This window comes from Arthrobacter sp. NPDC090010, assembly GCF_044748305.1.
Classification (GTDB): domain Bacteria; phylum Actinomycetota; class Actinomycetes; order Actinomycetales; family Micrococcaceae; genus Arthrobacter_E.
The window spans coordinates 483,014-503,543 of the sequence record NZ_JBIVFT010000001.1 but is presented as its reverse complement, the minus strand read 5'-3'; the positions used below and the strand labels follow the sequence as shown (position 1 = coordinate 503,543).

Genomic DNA, 20,530 nt, shown 5'->3' with positions numbered 1-20,530 from the left:
GTAGTCTGATCAATGACCATAGACAACCCATCCCGCCTACTTGAGGACGAATCCCAGATGGCTCTTTCCTACCAGGTCGCCGACCACAGCATCAGCCCCGACGCCGCACCGTTCATCATCGCGGAGATGTCGGGCAACCACAACGGAGATCTGCAGCGCGCACTCGACATCGTCGACATGGTCGCCGAGTCCGGAGCACAGGCAGTCAAGCTTCAGACGTACACCGCAGACACGATCACCATCGACTCGAACAAGCCGCAGTTCACCATCAGCGGGGATCACCCGCTGTGGGGCGGAAAGAACCTCTACCAGCTCTACACCGAGGCTCACACGCCGTGGGAGTGGCACGAAGCGATCTTCGAGCGCGCTCGTTCCAAGGGTCTGATCGCATTCTCCAGCCCGTTCGACCACACCGCCGTCGAACTCCTGGAGTCTCTCGGCGCTCCGCTGTACAAGATCGCCTCTCTCGAAATCGGAGACCTGGCCCTCCTGCGCAGGGTGGCTCAGACCGGTAAGCCGGTGATCCTCTCCGACGGCGCTGCCACCCTGACGGACATCGACACCGCGGTGAAGACCATCCGCGCCGAAGGCAACGATCAGATCGTCGTCCTCGCCTGCACCTCGTCCTACCCGGCAGCGCCGTCCGAATCGAACCTCCGCACGATCCCCGTGCTGCGGGACGCCTTCGGCATCCAGGTGGGCCTCTCGGATCACACCATGGGCATCGGTGCGGCGATCGCCGCCGTGGCCCTCGGCGCGACCGTGGTGGAGAAGCATGTCACTCTCAGCCGCGCCGACGGCGGTGTGGACTCCGACTTCTCCCTGGAGCCCCATGAGCTCCGCTCGCTCGTCACCGAGAGCCGGACCGCGTGGGAAGCCCTGGGTTCCCCCGTCATCCAGCACACGGCCGGAGAAAGCGAGAGCCTGCGTCTCCGCCGCTCCCTCTACGTGGTCAAGCCGGTCAAGGCCGGAGACAAGGTCACTGCGGAGAACGTCCGCTCCATCCGTCCCGCCGGTGGCCTCGAGCCCGTCTACCTGGACACCGTCCTGGGACGTGAATTCCGCCAGGACGCCGACGCCGGCACTCCCCTGACGTGGGACGTCGTCTGATAGTTCACTGACGCAAAAGAGGGTCGGCGCGTTTTCACGCGCCGACCCTCTTTTCGCAGAAGGACCGGTTCAGCCGAGTTCCTTGGAGAGGCGATACCAACCCGCTTTGCCCTCCGCCGGGCCTCCATCGTAGCCGGCCTTCTGGAACAGGCGGTAGGACGCCGCATTGTCCGTCAGCATCTCGGCGATCAGGACCCTGGGAGACACCGCGCCGACGAGGGCGTCCTCTGCGACCGTCAACATCTCAAGGGCCCGCCCTTTGCCGCGCTGAGCCGGTGCGATCGTGATTGAGGCCTCCCATTCCCCCGGCTCCAGTTCGTCGAAACGGACAGTGCCCACAGGGGTGCCGCCGTCCTCGATGATCATGAGCCTTCGGGAGGGATTTCCCAGAGTCCGCGACACCCATGAGACATGTCCGTCCCACTCCAGTTCGTCGGTCTGGCGCGAGACCGCCCGTACTCCCGGGTCATTCCGCCATTCGAAAAGCAGCGAGGCATCACCGAGAGCCGCAGGACGGGCTCTCAGACCCTTTTCGGCGTTCTCGACCATGTCCTCCCATACCTCAACGATTCTGTGGGCACCGAGGCCGTCCACCACATGGTGGGCGGTTTCGGCCAGGGCGTCGCGTTCCTCCGGGCTGCGGAGCGCCGCACGGAGCGCCTCCTGGGCGGCCGACCAGTCAGGTACCTCAGTGCTGGCATCGCCAAGGCCGAGGACCATGGCGGATTCCGTCATGTACCGATAAGTGTCACGCTGGTTCTCCACCGTCTGGAGGGCGGCCGTTGGCACGCCGAGGCTTGCCAACTCCCAGACCGTCGTGCCGGCGGCGGACACTACGAGGTCCATGTGCCGGAAAGCACCGGCGACGTGCGCCGACGGCTCAAGGCGTACCAGTCGCTGCCCGGGCCCGGCTGTAACGCTGAGCTCACGGGGGCTGACGACGTAGCAGGTCGAAGGCACCCCGCACGCCGCCCACAGGCCGGCCATGGTCCCCGTCAGGTCCCGTGCGTCGGTGCCTCCCATGATGATCATGAGGCTCAGGCCCCGCTCCTGGCCCGTGGCAACGTCCGGAGGCGGGGGTGTGTCCTTGAGCGAGAGCCGGATCGGGATGAATCCCGTGCCCCGCAGCATCCGCCAAGCACCGTCCAGCTGGCGAGGCTGAAACTCACCCAGAGGGGACGGGTCGACGATGATATGTGCAGGCCTGCGCCCGAAATCCTTGTCTTCGACGGAACACAGCAGGACGCCGCGGGATTCGAGGATGTCCCGGACGTTCCCTTGGTCCTCATAGCTGTCCAGGTGCACCACATCGGCCTTCAGCGTTGCGGCCAGTTCCGCCAACGCCACGGCATCGGCCGGGCGAGGGCTGTACTCCCCGAAGGTGTCCTGGACGATCTTCTGCCCGAAGGCGATCTCCACATCGCCGCTGAAGAACACCTCGTGTCCGCGTGCCTTCGCGGCTTCTGCCACGGCGACTGCACGGATGACGTGTCCAAGTCCCTGTGATTTCCGGGAGTCTGCTCGGAAAAGTACCCGCACGGTCAGCCCTCGGTCAGGGCCTTCTGTTCGATATGCGCGTTCAGAGCCACGATGTCCGGGCGTGCGTCGAGCACCGCCACCACGTCACGCCAGACCGGCTCCCCTGAACCCAGTTCGGCGACGAGGGCGTCCAGCAGCTCAGCGTCTTCCGGTGTGTCCAGCGTGGCGCGGTAGTGATCCGAGCGAGGCACGAAGCTCAACGCGGCACGCGCATACGGGGCGCCCTCCTCATAGAGAGCGCTCGTCACATGCGCCCGGTGATGAGGCTCGGTCCGTTCGTCAGCCTGACGCAGCGCTTTCGCGGTGGCCAGCTCGACATCCAGCCCTCGCGGCAGCGACCGCACCTGGGTCGTCGAGACATAGTCGGTCACCGGGTCCTGCCGCCAGAGAGACACCACCTGCGAGATCACCGTGGAATCCAACAGCGGGCAATCCGCGGTAAGACGTACGACGGCGTCTGCCGATGTCTGCTCGATCGCCAGCAGGAAACGGCTGAGGACGTCGTCCTCGCTGCCGCGCACCACCTCGACGCCCAGACCGTCCGCGAGCTCCAGAATCGCGTCGTCGCCGCTCTCGGTCGAGGTCGCGATGACGACCTGGTCGATGCCCTTGGCGCGCTGCGCCGCTTCCACGACCCACTGCAACACCGGCTTGCCGCCCAGCGCACGAAGCACCTTCGAGGGAAGCCTGGATGACCCGACCCGGGCCTGGATGACCGCGACGACCTTGGGTTGAGAATTCACGTTCATGAACCGACGACGGCCAGGACGTTCTCGATGACCATGTCCACCTGATCATCGCTCAGATCCGGGAACAGAGGAAGGGAGATCTCTTCACGGTAGAACTGCTCCGCGACAGGGCACATGCCCCGCTTGTATCCCAGATCCTCGAACACCGGGTGCCAGTAGGCGGGGATGTAGTTGACCTGGACACCGATCCCCCGGGCGCGCAGCTCCTCGAAGATCTGACGCCGGCGACCGGCTTCCACCCGCAACGGGTACAGGTGCCAGGCCGGCTCAGCACCGGGTACTGTGCCAGGCGTCTTCAATCCTGCGTGACTTGCGAAAGCCGCGTTGTACCGATCGTGGATCGACTGACGCTTGGAACGGAATTCCGCGAGGCGCGCCACCTGGCTGATGCCCAAGGCACACAGGACGTCGGGGAGACGGTAATTCAGGCTGAACTCGTGGACTTCCTGGTGCCAGGGGCCCTCATCCGGATAACGCTGGATGCTGGTGTCGCGGATCAGACCCTGGCCCTTGAACAGACGGGCGCGGGTGGCCAGTTCCTCAACCGGGGAGACGACGGCGCCGCCCTCACCGGTGGTCATGTTCTTCGTCGGGAAGAAGGAGAACGTGGTGAAATCCGCTTCCTTGCCGACGGGCACGCCGTTGAGCAACGAACCCACTGAGTGAGCAGCATCCTCGATGAAGAGGGCGCCGTTGTCGTGCGCGAGCTTCGTGAACGCCGCGGCGTTCACGGGAAGCCCTGCGTAATCTACCGCGGTGATGGCCTTGGTACGGTCGGTCACTGCGGCCGCGGCCGCATCAAGCGACAGATTCCCGGTGCTCTCCTCGACGTCGGCGAAGACGATCTTGGCTCCTGCGATGGCCGCCGTCGACGCCGTCGCGACGAAGGTCATCGGCGTCGTGACAACCTCGTCGCCCTGCTTGATTCCAGCCGCCACATAGGCGACATGCAAGGCTGCGGTTCCTGACGTCACCGCTACCGCGTGAGAGCCTCCTGCCACGGAGGAGATGGCCTGCTCGAATTCGTCGACCTTCGGTCCCGTGGTGAGCCAATCACTCCGGAGGGCCGCTACAACGTTTTCGATGTCCTTCTCGTCGATCGACTGCCGTCCGTAGGGAAGCACGGCTCAGAGGCCTTCTGCTTCGAACATGGCGTGCAGTTCATCGATGGTCAGGAAGCGCTCATTGCCATCGGACTGGTAGCTCCAGCCGTCCTGAACCGGTGCCGCGCCCTCCGGCTGGGTGTAGCCCCAGCCGCCGAGGTGAGGCTCCACGATGTAACGGTCGCCCACCGAAACGGTGCGACGGGAATCGTCAGCGGCGATCATCTCTTCGTGCAGCTTCTCGCCGGGGCGGATGCCGATCTCGTGGGTCGTGGCGTTCTCATCGACGGCACGTGCCAGGTCGGTGATCCGGACCGAGGGGATCTTCGGAACGTAGAGTTCGCCACCCTGCATGATCTCGAAGGAGTCGAGGACGAACTTGACGGCCTGGTCCAGCGTGATCCAGAAGCGGGTCATGCGGTTGTCGGTCACACCCAGGGACTGGCCTTCGGCTGCCATCTTCTTCCAGATCGGAACGATGGACCCGCGGGAACCCATCACGTTGCCGTAGCGGACCACGCAGAAACGGGTGTCATACGCGGCGGCGTAGTGATTGCCGGAGATGAACAGACGGTCGGCACACAGCTTCGTGGCACCGTACAGGTTCACCGGGCTGGAGGCCTTGTCGGTGGACAGCGCGACGACCTTCTTGACACCAGCGTCGATGGAAGCGTCAATGACGTTCTGCGAGCCCATGACGTTGGTCTGGACGTACTCGAAGGGGTTGTACTCAGCGGTGTCGACCTGCTTGAGTGCAGCAGCGTGGATCACGTAGTCGATGCCGTGGAACGCACGGTTCAGACGGCTGCGGTCACGGATGTCACCGATGAACCAGCGAAGACGCGGATCGTTGTTGAACATCGACCGGACTTCGAGCTGCTTGAGCTCATCGCGGCTGAAAATGACAAGACGCCGAACGTCGTGGTTGTCGAGGATTTCCCGAATGAGGGCTTTGCCCAAGGATCCTGTACCACCCGTGATCAGAACCGAAGAACCGCTCAGGAGAGACATCCGTATGAACCACCTTGATTGTTATTGAGAATAGATGTTCCAGGGTCGGTGCGCGGGTTGACCCACGCACCGACCCCAAGCCTTGCCAAGCTTAGCATTCCGCCTGTCGGCGGGGACTTGCCCTAGGGGCGGACGGCGTGGACGGCCAGCTTGCGCAGGCCCGGCCACATACGCTTCTGAATCACCTTGGGCGTCAACGACGCCGCGTTCAGGCGGGACGTCAGGTGCCACTTCGCGGCACGGACGGCGCTGTTCCAGCCCTTGGCCGTGAAGTCACGGACACACTCATCGAAGAAGGCCCGCTCCTCAGCGAAACGGCGCCCGTCAAGGGCGCGGACCGACGAATCCGACTCGCGGTGACGACGGTACTGGAAGCAGACCGTGGAGACGACGGCCATGCGGCCACCCGCGAGGATGATGTCGGTGGCCAGAGCCAGGTCCTGGACCACGTCGTACTGCGGGCGGAAATCGTGGGTCTTCACTGCGTCGGCGCGCCACGCCACCGACGGGAAGTACAGCCAGTCCCCCACCATCAGGCTCTCAGCGATCGCCTCGCCTTCGACGACCGCTTCGCTGCTGCCGCCGACGAGCTTGTGCCGCAGGTAGGTTTTGACCTTGTCGCCGAGCGGTTCGTAGACCTTGCCGTTTTCGTCGATGACCTCGACGCCGGGCTGCACGATGCTGACCGACGGGTCGCTGAAGGCCTTACGGACGGTGCCCAGGTAATTGGGCAGCATGATGTCGTCGGCACCCATGATGACCACGATGTCGTGTTCGACGAGGCCGATGCACTTCTTGTAGTTGCCGTTGGCGCCGAGGTTGACCTCATTGCGGTAGTACCGCACACGGTCATCGCCCTCGACCAGTCCGTTGAAGTAGGCGGGAAGGTTCTCGTCCGGGTAACCGTCGTCGACGATCGTCAGGCGGAAGTCGCGGTCCTCCTGCGCAAGGACGGATTCCACCGCGGCCTTCATCATCGCAACGTCGCCGTAGTACGGCAGCATGACGTCAATAGTCACTGGTGAACTCTCTTCATTCGTCGTTGTCAGGGGTTACGGAGGGGGAACCTGTCGTCCCGTCGGAGCGGGCTTCCTGGTTCAGATCATCTACGGCAGCGCGCAGAATGGCCACTTCTTCAGCAAGAATACGGGTCTCGTCCTCAAGGATGGTGAGTTCCCGGGACACGTGGAGCCCGACGCCGACCAGCAACAGGATCGAGAGGGTGAACAGCAGATTCACCGGAACCACGACGCCGACCAGGTTGGATGCCCACTTCAGCAGCCCGGGGAAGATGCCGAGGACGATCGTCAGTGTTCCGATGATGATCCACAGAATGGCGTACTTCTCCCGAAGTCGACCATTGCGGAGCATGACCAGGACGGCCACCACCATGATGATGGCGATGATCAGTGGAAGCGTGACTGTCATGACGTTATGCGATCCCTTCCCCGGCGATGTCACCCGAGGACGGGTTCTGGACTTCTTCCGCGGACCGTGTCCGACGTCGTGCGAGCGCAAAGCAAAGGACCAGGCCGGACCTGGCCAGGTAGATGGTCGACTTCAGCGGGCTCTGGCTCGGGGTTCCCGCCTGGCGCGCCTTCATCTCCACGGGAACCTGGGTGACGGTGCATCCGGACTTCAGGGCGACGACGAGGGAATCGACGGTGTCGCCGAGATACTCAGCCGGGAAATGGGCGATGTACTGGTGAAGGGCCCGCTCATTGGCCGCTCGGAACCCTGAGGTGACATCCGTCAGCTCCGTCTTGGCCACCCAGGAGATCACCTTGGCCAGGAGACCCATGGCCCATTTCCTGGGACCCCGGGCCTGGTAGTTGCCCCGGCCCGCGAAACGGGCGCCGATGGAGATGTCAGCGACACGCAGCCCGTCCAGCACGCGGTCGATGTCCTTGGGATCGTGCTGGCCGTCCGAGTCGACCTGAATGGCCGCGGTGTAGCCGTTGCGGACCGCGTACTTGAATCCGGCGCGCATCGCGCCGCCTACACCAAGGTTGAACGGAAGACGGAGCACTTCAGCTCCCGCCTCAGCCGCGAGACGCGCTGTCCCATCGGTGGATCCGTCGTCGACGACGAGGATGTCGTACTGCGGGCTCTCTCTCAGTACCGTGCGGACCGTCTGGCCGATGACTGCGGCTTCGTTCCACGCTGGCATGATGATGAGCACGCCGGACTGCCGCGAATTACCCATGATCATAAATTATATCAAGACGCCCGCCCTGGTTCGCCGAGGCTTCCTGGTGTTTCCGATCGTGCCGGACCGTCGACCTCAGCCGCGCCTAGTAGTCTTGGGTTGATTTAATAGGAGTTGATTCATGTCCTGGTGGGAAACCCTCCCGACGCTAGCGCTCTCCGTCGCGGTGTACGCGATCCCCGGTCTCGCCCTGCTGTTCGCAGCCGGGGTGCGCGGTCTTAATCTGGCAGCGCTGTCGGCGCCGGTGACCGCGACCGTGATCGCCTGCGCCGGAGTCGTCTTCGGAACCGTTCACATCCCCTTCAACCCGGCGACCATCGCCGCGCTGACCGTGTTCCTGACGCTCGTCGTCGTGGCCCTCCGCTGGTTCCTGGCGCGACGCAAGGTTCCCGTCAGCCGTCTGGAACTCCAGCACAACGGGCCTCTGCAGACCGAGACACTGGGACGGCTCCTGACCCGGATGATCCTCCCCCTGGCTTTGCTGGTCCCGGCCATCTTCATCGGCTATCGCTACATGACCGGATTCGGCCAGGCTGATGCGTTCTCCGAGACCTTCGACAACGTCTACCACTTGAACGCGGTCCGCTACATCGCCGATACGCAGAGCGCCGACACCCTGACCATCGGCAACCTGACCCCGGCATCCCACGGCATGTACCCGGTGGGGATGCATGCCGTGATGGGTCTGGTCTTCATGCTGGGGGCACCGACCGTGACGGTCGCTGTGAACTGGGTGACCATCCTTCTCGGTGCGGTGATCTGGCCGTTGTCCTGTGTCTTCCTCGTGTCCCGGATCATCGGCATGCGTCCGCTCGGACTGCTCGCAACGGGCGTCATCTCCGCAGGTTTCAGCGGTTTCCCGTACCTGATGGTCGGTTGGGGAATCCTCTATCCGAATCATGCCGCTCTTGCGCTCCTGCCTGCCTGTCTGGGCCTGCTCATCGAAGGCACCGGGATCACCCGGCCCTCGCTTCGACTGCGCTGGTCGGCGCTGATCCTCTTCGTCGTGACGATACCCGGACTCGCACTGACCCATCCGAGTGCTCTGGTCGCACTGCTCGTCTTCGGCGCCCCCGTGGTGCTGGCCGTCCTGCTGCGCAGCATCGCCGCCCGACGACGCGGAGAGTTCACCAACAGGACCTTCCTGGGCTGGTTCGCCCTTGTGGTCCTCTACATCCTGGTCAGCGGTGTGCTCTGGCTCAAGGCGCGCCCGTCGCTGGCCTCAGCCGGATGGACAGGCTTCCAGACCAATGCACGCGCGGTCGGTGAGGTTCTCACCAGCGCCCCGATGGGCACCACCATCGCCTGGGTCATCGCGATTCTGACCATGTTCGGTCTGTACGTGATCTCCCGTAACTTCGCCCGGCTCTGGTGGGTCGCTGCGACGTACGCGGTCGGCGGGCTCCTCTACGCCATCGTGTCTTCCTGGCCGGCCGGAGCGTTCCGCGACTTCATGACCGGGGTCTGGTACACCGATTCCTTCCGGCTGGCGGCACTGCTCCCTGTGGTGACTCTTCCGGTCGCGGCATTGGGCGCCGACTGGGTTCTGGGCCGCCTGCACGGCTGGCTCGTGCATTCCCGGCGCGACTCGGCAGCCTCGGACGCGGATGCGTCTCCCGGACGACTGACCCGCCTGGCGTCCTCCATGCCCCTCCGGCTCGCCTCGGTGATTCCGGTGGTGGCCGCGTTGCTGCTCGGCGTTCTGAGCCAGGGCGGTACGCTCAACACGGCCCAGACCCGCATCTCCACGATCTTCAAGGTCACCAACGACAACAGTCTCGTCAGCACCGATGAGCTTGCACTGATCAAGCAGCTGCCGGATCTCGTGCCGGCAGGACAGCTGTTGGTCGGGAACCCCCGGACCGGTGCGTCCCTGACCTACGCCTTCACGGGCATCCATGTCCTGGCACCGCACATCTTCGGGGTCAGGACTCCGGATGAGCAGTATCTGATGGATCACTGGGACGAAGCCGCCTACAACCCCCGGGTCTGCCCCCTCGTCCGTGAAAAGAACGCGTTCTACGCCCTGGACTTCGGTACTCGTGAAATCGCAACGCGGGCCGAGCCTCTCGAAGGCACCAGGGATCTCTCCACGAATAACGCTCCCGGCGTCGAACTCATCAAGGCGGTCGGCAAGGCCCGCCTCTTCAAGGTGACCGCCTGCGGCTGATCCGACAGCGCCTACGCTGAGGGCCTGTGGCCGACGGAACCCCGTCGGCCACAGGCCCTCAGCGTAGGCGCGCGATGCGTCCGGCCTACTTCGTCGTAGAGGTGTAGGCCACCCGGGCGATCGAGGGGATCGTGTTCCGTGCCGCCCATTGCATGGCCAGCGCTGAGGCTCGATCGATGGAGAACGCGTCCTGTCCTGCGACATAGAGGACGTTCTTGGTGCCGAACTCCGGGATCCCCGGAACCGTCCCGTTCGCCGTGTACTGCGCGTAGTCCGTCCACGGCAGCACCACGACGAGGAAGTCGGCAGTGAGCTCTTTGCTGCGGCTCCGAGGCAGCAGATTTCCAGGCTGAGACGGCCTGTTGCGCACCGCCGGCATGGAAGCGGCGACGCGCTGCGAGGCCGGCAACTTGAGTCCGAGGGAAGTCAGGAAACGGTTAGGGGCGGCGTCGGCTGCGAACACCGTGACGTCGGATCCCGGAACACTCGACGCACCGATGTACATCGCGGTGGCCTTCTTCAGGGCCGGGTAGTCCGCGGCACTGTCCGCAACCGCAGCACGGGTGGTCTCGATCTGCTGGCGGGCGATCGCAGTGCGTCCCATGAGCCGGCCATAGAAGGTCAGTGCGGCCGCCCAGTCCGTCAGATCCACGCCCTTCGGAGGAAGGATCACCGGAGCCACCTTGCTCAGAGAATCGTAATCGCTCCGGCTCAGGGACTTTTCGAAGGAGATGATGAGGTCAGGCTGGAGCTTGGCGATCGCATCGACCGGAACACCGATGCTGGCATCCACCAGCTGAGGCAGATCGGCCCCCGGGAGCTTCATCGAGTTCAGCAGGGTGTTGTACCAGGTCGTGATGTCCGCATCGGTCCGGCCGCGAGGAGCCACGCCCAGCTCGAGCAGCCCCTCCGACTCCTGAAGACCGAGCGTGATGACCTGCTGCGGCGGAGCCTGGAGGGTCACTGTGCCGAACTCGTGTTCGACGGTGAACCGGTACGGCCCGTTGTCCGGTGCCGGCAGCGACGCAGCCGGAGCAGGGGCCTGGCCGTCAGCACTGCACGCGGCCAGGCCCAGAGGCAGGAGTCCTGCCAAAGCCAGGAAGGCCCTCCGGCTCGTGCTGTTTCGTTCAGGCGTCATTGAGTCAATCCGTTCTGTTTCCCATGCGGGCGAAGTATCGTCTGAGCAGCCTCATGGTTCAGCATCAGACTTTACCGTCTGGGCGGAAACCGGCCGGCTCGGACCGCTCACCGCGTGCGCATCACCGAGACGGCCTCGCTGACGTCGCCGTCGAAAATGACATTTCCGTGTTCGAGAACAATGCCGCGTTGGCACACCCTCTGGACCAGCTCGAGGTCGTGGCTGACCACCACGAGCGTCTGCCCGGCATCGACCAGTTCCTGGATCTTCTCCAGGCACTTGCGCTGGAACGGCTCATCACCGACTGCCAGGATCTCATCGACCAGGAAGACCTCCGGGTCCGAATGCACCGCGACCGAGAAGGCCAGACGGAGGTACATGCCCGAGGAGTAGAACTTCACCTCGGTGTCGATGAACTGCTCGATCTCAGCGAACTCGACGATCGAGTCGAAACGTTCCTTGATCTGCTCTTCCGTCATCCCGAGGATCGCCCCGTTGAGGAAAACATTGTCCCGGCCCGAGAGGTCGGGGTGGAATCCCGCCCCCACCTCGATCAGACCGGCGACCCGTCCGCGAGTGCGAACCGTCCCCTCGTCCGGAGTCATGACACCCGAGATGTGCTTGAGCAGGGTGGACTTGCCGGAGCCGTTCAGGCCGAGCAAGGCCACCGTCTCCCCCTGGACGATGTCCAGGCTGATGTCCTTGAGCGCGTGGAAACGATTGGACAGATCCTTGCGGCGCCCCTGAGCAAGCCAGACGATGGCTTCCTTGATCGAGCGCGAGTGGCGAAGGACGAATTGCTTGCTGATGGACCGGATCTCAACAGCGATGGGGATAGTGGTCACGGCCTACAGCTCCTGAGCGAAACGATGCTCGACGCGCCGGAAGGTCAGCTGTCCGATGAGCAGAACGGCGGCGGACACCACCAGCCCGAGCGGCAACCAGATGGTCAGCAGATTGGGCGGTGAATAGGCGGAGAAATCACCGGGGATGGTCGGGGACCAGAAGGCCCGGTGGAACAGTTCCACCGCAACCGTCAAGGGGTTGGCCTGATAGACGGTGAACCAGAAATCGCCGAGGACCTTCTGCACCATGTCCCACTTGTACATGACCGGCGAGGCCCAGGTGGCGACCATGAGGAACAGGTCCACGATGTTCTCCATATCGCGGAAGAACACATTGACCGCACTGAAGAACAGCGCCAGACCCAGCGCGAACATCGCGATGATCAGGAAGCCGCCGACCGCGGCGAGCAACGCGGTCCAGTCCGGCCGCCAGCCCGCGATGAAACAACCGATCAGGAGTACTGCGGCCTGCGGCACGAAATGGACCCCGGACACCCAGACGGAGGCCACCGGGAACATCTCACGGGGCAGGTAGATCTTCTTGATCAGCCCCGAATTGTTGACGATCGAGCGCGCCCCGTTGCTCAGCGCCTCGCCGAAGAAGTTGACGAGCACGATGCCCGAGAACAAGTACACGGCGTAGTTTTCGGTTGCCCTTTCCAGGCCGAGGAACTTGCCCATGGCGACGTAGAAGACGACGAACTGGACGCCGGGCTTCACATAGGACCAGAGCAACCCGAGGATGGAGCCCCGGTAGCGGATCTTGAGTTCCTTGCTGACCAGCAGCTTCAAAAGGTAGCGATCACGGAAGACATCCGCCAGACCACGCCCCACGCCCGGGCGGACCAGGGCGGCTTCGGTGGTGATGCTCATATCAGCTCTCAGGTTCCGTGAATTCGTCGAAGATGACCTTCCAGGATTCGACCGAAGTCATGGCCGGCAACGCCTCCCGGTACTGGGTGCGAAGGGTCTTCCACTTGGACAGCAATTCTCCGTGGCGTCTTGCCGAGGCTGCGAGGTAGTTGCGCACCTGTGCCGGATTCCGCCGGTACCAGGACGCCCCGGTCCCCTCTGCATTGGACACGACGGCGGAGTCATACTGCGAGACCGTCCACCACTTGTTGTCCTGGTGCGCGATCTTCGCCTGGGGGAACTCCTTGCTCATGTCCGTCACCGGCACGAAGAGCTGCCGGATGACGGTCTTCGCGGTCCACGGCAACAGCGTGACCATATTCGGCTTGCCCGCCAGACGTCCATTGGCCGGAGGCTTGGCCATCCGTGGGGCCGGGAAGGCTTCCGGATCCCGTTTGATCGTGGTGTCCTCGTGCGCGGACATCATGGCTCTGATCTGGGGAAGCTTGGTCGAGAGCAACGGCGCGATCTTCTCCGGGCCCTCGAGCACGTCGTCGAGGGCCCATTGCCGGCCTTCGACGGTCGCGTACTGCATGGACACGATGTGCTTGACGTCCGCGAACTGCGATTCCTTCAGGACACGGCCGCCAAGTTCATACGGGCTGTGCAGCAGGGCCGCGATGAAGCGGTTGCGCGCGTGGAAGTAGGCCTGCCAGCCGACCAGATCGTCCTTGTCGATCCAGGAGACATGCCACACCGCCGAACCGGGCAGGCTCACCGTGTGGTAGCCGTGTTCCTTGGCCCGGAGGCCATACTCGGCGTCGTCCCATTTGATGAAGACCGGAAGCGACAGACCGATCTCCCGGATGACGGAAGTCGGGATGAGGCACATCCACCAGCCGTTGTAGTCCACATCGACGCGACGGTGCATCCACGGCGTCTGCCGGAGATTGCCGGACATGAAGTCGTGGCCCATCTCCATATCGGCGTGCGGCTGATCCGGCTGGAAACGATAGGGATTCACGATCTCTCCGAAGGTGTGCAACACCGTCCGGTTGTAGAGATCGAACATATGACCACCCACCAGGGTGGGCTTGCGGCAGAAGGAGGAGAAGGTCAGCAGGCGATTGATCGACTCCGGTTCGACGACGATGTCGTCATCCATCAGCAGGACATAGTCGCTGCCGTTCTCCAGAGCCTCGTACATGCCACGCGCGAAGCCACCGGAACCGCCCAGATTGGCCTGGTTGATGATCCGCAGCTTTCCGTCCAGCTCGGCGGCGACCTCGGAGAATCCCTCGGTCTCCTGAACCTTCTGCGATCCCTGATCGACCAGCAGGACTTCCTTCACGTTCGCCAGCGCCTCGGGGTTGGCGGCCAGCAGTCGAAGGTTGTTGAGGCAGTAGTCGGGCTTGTTCAAGGTGGTGATCTCCACCGTGATGCTGCCCATCTCAGGCGCGGGTTCAGTGGTACCCCAGACCGCTTCTTCAAGGATCAGCGGCTCGGTGCCCGCAACCAGGTCGAACCAGTACCATCCACCGTCGCCGAAGGGCTCAAGAGACAGTTCGAAGACCGAGGTCTCCTCTGTGCTGACACGACGCGTGTCCACACGCTGCAGAGAGCCGCGCGCATTGGACTTGTAAACGATGACGGTGCCCCGGCCGGACGTCCTGACCCGCAGCTGCACCGAGTCGACGGTCGTCCAGCGACGCCAGTAGCCGGACGCGAATGCGTTGAAGTACGTTCCGAATGAGATCCGCTCACCCGGGCGGACTTTGGTGGACACCCGGCTGAGGAAGTCCTCCGCGTGCGCTTCGCGTCCGGGAACGGCCATCCGCTGACGCGGACGGTCCGTCTTCGGAGCTCCCGGGATGGTGGGCATCGCGACACCGATGGCGGAGCCCGTGTCCACGTACAGCGGAACGGTGTCCATCTGTGTGGTCTCCGGGAGGATCACCCGCTGCAGTGCTGTGAACGTCCCCTCACCGAGGTCCGCCTGGCGGCTCATGCGTCCACCCCACCGCTTTCCATCTTGCTGCCGCCGGCGAAAGCCGGACGGATCTTGTTGTCGAACATGGACAAGGCCGAACCGATCGCCATGTGCATGTCGAGGTACTTGTACGTGCCGAGGCGTCCGCCGAAGAGGACCATGTCTTCCTGGGCTGCCAGATCGCGATACTTCAGAAGCTTCTCGCGGTCCTCGGAAGTGTTGATCGGGTAGTACGGCTCGTCGCCCTTCTCGGCGAAGCGCGAGAACTCACGCATGACCACGGTCTTCTCTTCCTGATAGCCGCGCTCAGGGTGGAAGTGACGCGGCTCGATGATGCGCGTGAAGGCGACGTCGGCGTCGTTGTAGTTGACCACGCTGGTGCCCTGGAAGTCGCCCATGGGGAGCACTTCTTCTTCGAAATCGATGGTGCGCCACGAAAGGTCACCCTCGACGAAGTCGAAGTAGCGATCCACGGGGCCCGTGTAGACCACCGGGATCTTGCCGACGACCTTGGACTTGGAGTACTCGTGGGAATCGTCGAAGAAGTCGGTGTTGAGCCGAACCTCGATGTTCGGGTGCTCGGCCATCTTTTCGATCCAGGCCGTGTAACCGTTGGTGGGCAGGCCCTCGTACTTGTCGTTGAAGTACCGGTTGTCGTAGTTGTAGCGCACGGGAAGGCGGGAGATGATGCCGGCCGGCAGGTTCTTCGGATCCGTCTGCCACTGCTTGCCCGTGTAGTGCTTGATGAACGCTTCGTAGAGCGGACGCCCGATGAGCTGGATGCCCTTGTCATTGAGGTTCTGCGGATCGGTTCCGGCAAGCTCGCCGGCCTGCTCCTGAATGAGCGCCTTGGCCTCGCCCGGGGTGAGATTCGCCCGGAAGAACTGGTTGATGGTCGCCAGGTTGATGGGGAGCGAGTACACCTCGCCCTTGTGCACCCCGTAGACCTTGTGCACGTAGTCCGTGAACGTGGTGAAACGGTTGACGTACTCCCAGACACGCTCGTTCGACGTGTGGAAGAGGTGTGCGCCGTAGCGGTGAACCTCGATTCCGGTTTCGGGTTCGGTTTCGCTGTAGGCATTGCCACCGATGTGGTGGCGGCGGTCGATGACGACCACCTTCAGACCCAGCTCGCTTGCAGCACGCTCCGCGATGGTCAGGCCAAAGAAGCCCGAACCGACGATGACCAGATCAGCGTTCACCAATTCTCCTGAACAAACTCGGGACAGTTACGGGGCCGTCGTCCTTGCGACGTCGGCCCGCTGAACTAGGTTACCCGAGTTTGCATCCACAGGTCCGGGCGCCCCGCTGTCCACATGGCGCACCTCCACACCCGCTGTGCATCGAACAGCCGCCTAATCTCGGACCGTGAACATCGAAGGAACGGAGCGATGAAGCTCGAATGCACGCTGATCCTCCTGCATCCAGCGGGCCGGGGCGGAGCGCCGGGTCCCACCCCGGTGGAGGTCACCATCGAACTGAGCAAGGGAAGCACCGGCGATCACCTGGCCCAGGCGTTGACCGGCCGCTTCGGCGTTTCGTCCTTCTCGGTGGGAGGGCATCCTCTGCAGGCGCTGACCCCCGGCACGGACCCCTTACGCGACGGGTGTCTCATCGTGGCGTCGGAGCTGTCCATGACCCCTTCTCCGGAAGCCCGCACACCTCCCGAGGCCCACCTTGATCTGGTGGTGCTCTCCGGTCCCGACTCCGGCGCCAGCCTCCCGCTGTTCCGTGGTCAGTATCACATCGGGCGTGGCCAAGCGGATCTGCCGATGACGGATCCGAGGATCTCCCGACGGCAGGGGTCGCTGGCCGTGACACAGGATTCGGTCATCTGGACCGAACACTCAACACCCGGACGACGGCGGGCGCGAGCCAAGGCTCGCATGACGCCTCCCTCGGTTCTCACCACGGAGCGCTCACTACGGCGCGGAGGCTCACTCCTCGCGCTCCGTGCGCGCGAGCTCTGGACAGTCGACGTCGGTCTGCTCGGACTGCCCTGCGATGAGCCTCTCCAGGTACCGTCGCTGCATCGCGGGCCCGGATGGCTGACAAGCGCGCTCACTGCGGTCCTGTCTCTTCTGGCCGGCGTCTCATTCGCAGCCACCACGGGCTCGTGGCCGCTGCTCCTCTTTTCCGTGCTGTCCGCCGTGCCCCTCCTCATCCCGTCCATCGGCACGGGCCGAGGACAGGCCTCGGCACGGTCGATCCGGCAGGAGTCCGTTCGGCGCGACCGGCTTCGCATGGAGTCTTCGTTCCCTTCGCTGGGGACCCTGCTCCTGGCGTACCGGCGTCATGACACTGCGCCGTCAGCGACGCCTTCGGCAGGCCCCTCCGGGAATCGCCTCTGGGTCCGTCTCGGCACAGCCGATGTGGAGGCGAACCTGACCCGAACAGCGGATCCGGTCACTCACCCCTCAAAGGCCAGGTCTTTCCTCCGCTCCAGGACCCGCCTCCGGTCGCGGGCCTTGGTCCACCGGAATGCGCCATACCTCCTGAACCTGGAACCAGGGCTCAGCATTGAGGCCGGAGACGAGGACTACATGGATTTCGTCTGCGGCCTGATCGTCCAGTTGACCGTCCGGCATCACGCTCGGACACCCCTCATCGTCCTGTTCGACCCGGCCAAGTCCTTCCCCTCTTGTCTGCGATACCTCCCCTCCCTCAGCTGGCACGAGGAACAGCCCGCCAAACCGGCACCGTCCCCGGCCCGCTCTTCGCCGGCTCCCGAAGTAGTTGTGATCGCGGCACCCGGCGTATCCCTCGCCGAATATCCCTTCCTGCCGGAGGCGAGCATCATCGTTCAATCGAGTGGAGCCACACCCGCACGCGGTGAACGCGTCGTCCGTCCGGGCCGGGTCCTCCGTCTCGACAGGGCCCAGGGTGTCGTCCTGGACCCGGCATCGGCGGATCAACGCCCTTCGGACAACGGCCAGACCCGCTTCACCCCGGATCTGGCCCGTCCCAGCGCCGTAGAACGGTATTGCCGAGGTCACTCAGCTCTTTCCTCATCGTCGGCGAACGACGAAGAAGACCGCTCCGAGCCTCCCCAGGAAGTACCGCTCTCGGAGGTGCTGCCGCGAACCGTCGATGAGATCGCTCACCACTGGACCGAGATGGTCGAAAGTCCTTCCTTCCGTCTCCCTCTGGGACGCGATGGAACGCACGTCGTCTCCATAGACCTTGTGGAGGACGGGCCCCACGTTCTCGTCGCAGGCACCACGGGCTCCGGAAAATCCGGACTGCTGCGCACCCTCGTCCTGTCCGCGGCATGCCGGGTTCCACCGTCTGAGCTAGGGCTCATCCTGGTGGACTTCAAGGGAGGGTCGACCTTCCACGACTTGCAGACGCTTCCCCAGGTGCAGGGGCTGATCACCGATCTCGGCGCAGCGGAACTGGAGCGGACACTGCTTTCCCTGCGCGCCGAGATACGCCGCCGGGAGGTCCTCTTCGCAGAGTGCGGTGTCAGCGACTGGCCGGGATACCGACGGCTTCTCGGAGCCAGAGACCTCCCTCCCCTGCCCAGGGTATGTCTGATCGTGGACGAATTCCGGATGATGATGGACCACGCCCCTGACAGTCTTGGTGAACTGATCCGCCTGGCGAGCATCGGACGGTCGCTGGGCCTGCACTTGATCCTCGCCACCCAACGGCCTCAGGGTGCGGTCAGCGCTGACATCCGGGCGAACATCGGGTCCTGCCTCGTCTTGAGGGTGCAGTCCGAACTCGACTCCTTGGATACCATCGGCACTTCAGAAGCTGCGCGACTGCCGGCGAACAGACCAGGTCGAACGATCTTCAGCCAAGGTGCCTCGAAGCAGACCTTCCAGCTCGCCTCCGGCACGGCAACGGTACTTCCGGAGGCCGGAAAGATCCTCGTCAAGGAGTGGCTCCCTGGCACCGGCCTGCCACGACAGGACGAGCACACCGTCCGCGGAGAGCACGATGTTTCCGGCCATTGGACCGCCATGATCCTGGAAGCTTGGAAACACGGCGCGTTCTCCGCGCCGCGAGCGGCCCTCGCCCCGGCGCTTCCCCCGCAGTTCGATCCCTCACCGGCCGCCATCGCGACCATCGCGCTGCTCGACATCGCCGAGGAGCAACGGCTCGCACCGTTGATCTGGAGTCCCGGCGAGGCCGTCGGGCTGCTCGGTTCCGAAGAAGAACGCACCGTTGCGGTCACAGCCCTGCTCGGCGCCCTGCTCCACGCAAGAACAGACGGCCGTGACATCACCCTCCACACCGTCGCAGCGGAACCGGGAATCCCCCGATCCGATCGGACATCGAGCCATCCGCTGGGCACTCCGGACTCGGTTCATCATCGGATCTCCGATGCCGCGGCGGTCGACGCCCTCCTCGAGCAGTTCTTGGTTCCCCGATCGGCGGCCCTTTCCGAACCGCCGCGAGCCATCCTGTACATCGAATCGTGGGAGACCCTCGTCGCCACGTTCAGACGATCGGACCGCTTCCAGGCCGAAGGACGCCTGACAGAGCTCCTCCGCTCGGCCCACAGATCAGGCCTGCACATTCTGCTCTGCGGCAACGAGGCCCTCGGTGAATCTCGTACCTCAGGCCTCCTGACACACGTCATTCACCTGCGATCGGCAAAAACGGAAACCGATCCTGGACTGCGCCGGGCGCTCGCCTCCCTGCCACGCGTCCCTGGCCGGGTGGTCATTCGCAGTGAAGCACACGGCGGGATCCTTCACTTCGCGCAATTGAGAGGAGCCGGCTCCACCGGGCAGCAGCCGCCGCGCCTGCACTCGTTCAAGGCGAATGACATTCAGGGGCAAACCCGGACCGGGCATGAAAGGTAAGAGGTCATTCCTCTTCGGCTTGCACCGATCTGCGCCCGTAGGCAACAGCCTTGGGGTCGAAGACCAGCAGTGCGGCCACCGCCGCCGGAACGATCATGAGGATGCCAAGCCAGACGAGGCCTGACTGGAGCGTGGGAACACCGATGGTCAGGACGAAGAGTTGCGCCACCAGGGCGCCGGAACGAGGCCATCGATAGCCGCGGAAAAGGAAATGGCCGACCGCCAGCAGGCCAAGGCCGAGCACTGCGAAAAGCACCATGAGGAAGACGGCTCCGGAAAGCGTCAGCACGGGGGCACCCGTGACGATATTGACAAGGTAGACAGCGGCCACCACCAGCAGTGCGATGCCTTCCACGAGAGCGACCAGGGACACGATCGTGACCGAAAGCGGGCGGGGACCCGCCGGTGCGGCGTCGGTGGGCTTCATCAGCTGTTCTCTCCTCACGGCCTAAGGCTCAGGCCCGGAGATCCACGGGAGGCCTTGACACCCTCGCACCCTACCGGACATAGTCAAATTGAGGACATGGCCCGCCTCTCAATGTGATCTATTCCTCACGTTATTCGGCACATTGACAGCTTTCACCCCTTGTTTGCTCCGCGTTAACGTGACACGCTTGTTAATAGAGACAGCGGGGCCAGAAATGGCCCCTTTCCTATGGAAGGCCAAGTGAAATTTTTCACAAAGCCTGAGAAACAGATTTGGAGTGAGTGATCGCATGGATTGGCGTAGCCGTGCCGCCTGCCTGGACAAGGACCCCGAGCTCTTCTTCCCGGTCGGCAACACAGGCCCGGCGCTTCTCCAGATTGAAGAAGCCAAGAGCGTCTGCCGCCGTTGCCCCGTTGTGGACACCTGCCTTCAGTGGGCTTTGGAATCCGGCCAGGATGCCGGCGTCTGGGGCGGCATGAGCGAGGATGAGCGCCGCGCTCTGAAGCGCCGCGCAGCGCGCGCCCGTCGCGCCTCCTGAGCATTCCGCAGACCCAAAGGGCCGGACGAGAA

The 20,530-nt window shown here is 63.9% G+C and carries 17 protein-coding genes; 4 read left to right on the top strand and 13 right to left on the bottom strand.

Annotated features, from left to right (window positions below):
- Window positions 1-57: 57 nt before the first annotated feature.
- Window positions 58-1,110: a pseudaminic acid synthase gene (pseI, locus tag ACIPXZ_RS02350; protein ID WP_400590520.1), complete on the top strand. Its 1,053-nt coding sequence runs from the start codon at window positions 58-60 to the stop codon at window positions 1,108-1,110.
- 69 nt (window positions 1,111-1,179) lie between these two features.
- Here pseI and ACIPXZ_RS02345 read toward each other — a convergent pair whose 3' ends face one another.
- The 7 genes from ACIPXZ_RS02345 to ACIPXZ_RS02315 all read right to left on the bottom strand — a co-directional run bounded on the left by ACIPXZ_RS02345 (window position 1,180) and on the right by ACIPXZ_RS02315 (window position 7,718).
- On the bottom strand, window positions 1,180-2,580 hold the full coding sequence (locus tag ACIPXZ_RS02345) for a GNAT family N-acetyltransferase (RefSeq protein ID WP_400590519.1): 1,401 nt from the start codon (window positions 2,578-2,580) through the stop codon (window positions 1,180-1,182).
- Window positions 2,581-2,651: 71 nt separating this feature from the next.
- Window positions 2,652-3,392, bottom strand: a complete 741-nt coding sequence (locus ACIPXZ_RS02340) for a cytidylyltransferase domain-containing protein (protein WP_400590518.1) — start codon at window positions 3,390-3,392, stop codon at window positions 2,652-2,654.
- 2 nt (window positions 3,393-3,394) lie between these two features.
- Window positions 3,395-4,522, bottom strand: coding sequence for a DegT/DnrJ/EryC1/StrS family aminotransferase (locus ACIPXZ_RS02335; RefSeq protein WP_400590517.1), 1,128 nt, complete (start codon window positions 4,520-4,522; stop codon window positions 3,395-3,397).
- Window positions 4,523-4,525: 3 nt separating this feature from the next.
- Window positions 4,526-5,512 (bottom strand): UDP-N-acetylglucosamine 4,6-dehydratase (inverting), encoded by a 987-nt coding sequence (gene pseB, locus ACIPXZ_RS02330; RefSeq protein WP_400590516.1) that lies wholly within the window; start codon window positions 5,510-5,512, stop codon window positions 4,526-4,528.
- 122 nt (window positions 5,513-5,634) lie between these two features.
- A complete protein-coding gene (locus ACIPXZ_RS02325) occupies window positions 5,635-6,531 on the bottom strand; it encodes a glycosyltransferase family 2 protein (RefSeq protein WP_400590515.1) in 897 nt (298 codons plus the stop codon).
- 13 nt (window positions 6,532-6,544) lie between these two features.
- Entirely contained in the window at window positions 6,545-6,940 is a 396-nt protein-coding gene (locus tag ACIPXZ_RS02320; RefSeq protein WP_400590514.1) for a DUF2304 domain-containing protein, read from the bottom strand.
- A 4-nt stretch (window positions 6,941-6,944) separates the two neighbouring features.
- Window positions 6,945-7,718 (bottom strand): glycosyltransferase family 2 protein, encoded by a 774-nt coding sequence (locus ACIPXZ_RS02315; protein WP_400590513.1) that lies wholly within the window; start codon window positions 7,716-7,718, stop codon window positions 6,945-6,947.
- 124 nt (window positions 7,719-7,842) lie between these two features.
- Here ACIPXZ_RS02315 and ACIPXZ_RS02310 point away from each other — a divergent pair, with 124 nt between their 5' ends.
- Window positions 7,843-9,891 carry a DUF6541 family protein gene (locus tag ACIPXZ_RS02310; protein WP_400590512.1) on the top strand — a complete coding sequence of 683 codons (2,049 nt, stop codon included), beginning with the start codon at window positions 7,843-7,845 and terminating at the stop codon, window positions 9,889-9,891.
- 85 nt (window positions 9,892-9,976) lie between these two features.
- On the opposite strand, the gene ACIPXZ_RS02305 is transcribed toward ACIPXZ_RS02310, so the two are convergent.
- The 5 genes from ACIPXZ_RS02305 to glf all read right to left on the bottom strand — a co-directional run bounded on the left by ACIPXZ_RS02305 (window position 9,977) and on the right by glf (window position 15,918).
- Window positions 9,977-11,029 (bottom strand): ABC transporter substrate-binding protein, encoded by a 1,053-nt coding sequence (locus ACIPXZ_RS02305; protein WP_400590511.1) that lies wholly within the window; start codon window positions 11,027-11,029, stop codon window positions 9,977-9,979.
- A gap of 107 nt (window positions 11,030-11,136) precedes the next feature.
- On the bottom strand, window positions 11,137-11,865 hold the full coding sequence (locus ACIPXZ_RS02300; protein ID WP_400590604.1) for an ABC transporter ATP-binding protein: 729 nt from the start codon (window positions 11,863-11,865) through the stop codon (window positions 11,137-11,139).
- A gap of 12 nt (window positions 11,866-11,877) precedes the next feature.
- Entirely contained in the window at window positions 11,878-12,747 is an 870-nt protein-coding gene (locus tag ACIPXZ_RS02295) for an ABC transporter permease (RefSeq protein WP_400590510.1), read from the bottom strand.
- Between the two features lies 1 nt (window position 12,748).
- Window positions 12,749-14,734 carry a glycosyltransferase gene (locus ACIPXZ_RS02290; RefSeq protein WP_400590509.1) on the bottom strand — a complete coding sequence of 662 codons (1,986 nt, stop codon included), beginning with the start codon at window positions 14,732-14,734 and terminating at the stop codon, window positions 12,749-12,751.
- A complete protein-coding gene (glf, locus tag ACIPXZ_RS02285) occupies window positions 14,731-15,918 on the bottom strand; it encodes a UDP-galactopyranose mutase (RefSeq protein ID WP_400590508.1) in 1,188 nt (395 codons plus the stop codon). Before glf ends, ACIPXZ_RS02290 begins: the two co-directional genes overlap by 4 nt.
- A gap of 189 nt (window positions 15,919-16,107) precedes the next feature.
- Between glf and ACIPXZ_RS02280 the strand changes: the two genes are divergently transcribed.
- Window positions 16,108-19,533: an FtsK/SpoIIIE domain-containing protein gene (locus ACIPXZ_RS02280; RefSeq protein ID WP_400590507.1), complete on the top strand. Its 3,426-nt coding sequence runs from the start codon at window positions 16,108-16,110 to the stop codon at window positions 19,531-19,533.
- A 4-nt stretch (window positions 19,534-19,537) separates the two neighbouring features.
- On the opposite strand, the gene ACIPXZ_RS02275 is transcribed toward ACIPXZ_RS02280, so the two are convergent.
- On the bottom strand, window positions 19,538-19,960 hold the full coding sequence (locus ACIPXZ_RS02275) for a hypothetical protein (RefSeq protein WP_400590506.1): 423 nt from the start codon (window positions 19,958-19,960) through the stop codon (window positions 19,538-19,540).
- A gap of 289 nt (window positions 19,961-20,249) precedes the next feature.
- On the opposite strand from ACIPXZ_RS02275, the gene ACIPXZ_RS02270 reads away from it, so the two are divergent.
- A complete protein-coding gene (locus ACIPXZ_RS02270; protein ID WP_066211085.1) occupies window positions 20,250-20,498 on the top strand; it encodes a WhiB family transcriptional regulator in 249 nt (82 codons plus the stop codon).
- The last annotated feature ends 32 nt before the right edge of the window (window positions 20,499-20,530 follow it).

Coding starts and splice junctions, on each gene's coding strand:
- pseI (WP_400590520.1), top strand. CDS start 58: ATGGCTCTTTCCTACCAGGTCGCCGACCACAGCATCAGCCCCGACGCC.
- pseB (WP_400590516.1), bottom strand. CDS start 5,512: ATGTCTCTCCTGAGCGGTTCTTCGGTTCTGATCACGGGTGGTACAGGA.
- ACIPXZ_RS02320 (WP_400590514.1), bottom strand. CDS start 6,940: ATGACAGTCACGCTTCCACTGATCATCGCCATCATCATGGTGGTGGCC.
- ACIPXZ_RS02315 (WP_400590513.1), bottom strand. CDS start 7,718: ATGGGTAATTCGCGGCAGTCCGGCGTGCTCATCATCATGCCAGCGTGG.
- ACIPXZ_RS02310 (WP_400590512.1), top strand. CDS start 7,843: ATGTCCTGGTGGGAAACCCTCCCGACGCTAGCGCTCTCCGTCGCGGTG.
- ACIPXZ_RS02305 (WP_400590511.1), bottom strand. CDS start 11,029: ATGACGCCTGAACGAAACAGCACGAGCCGGAGGGCCTTCCTGGCTTTG.
- ACIPXZ_RS02295 (WP_400590510.1), bottom strand. CDS start 12,747: ATGAGCATCACCACCGAAGCCGCCCTGGTCCGCCCGGGCGTGGGGCGT.
- ACIPXZ_RS02290 (WP_400590509.1), bottom strand. CDS start 14,734: ATGAGCCGCCAGGCGGACCTCGGTGAGGGGACGTTCACAGCACTGCAG.
- ACIPXZ_RS02280 (WP_400590507.1), top strand. CDS start 16,108: ATGAAGCTCGAATGCACGCTGATCCTCCTGCATCCAGCGGGCCGGGGC.
- ACIPXZ_RS02275 (WP_400590506.1), bottom strand. CDS start 19,960: ATGAAGCCCACCGACGCCGCACCGGCGGGTCCCCGCCCGCTTTCGGTC.
- ACIPXZ_RS02270 (WP_066211085.1), top strand. CDS start 20,250: ATGGATTGGCGTAGCCGTGCCGCCTGCCTGGACAAGGACCCCGAGCTC.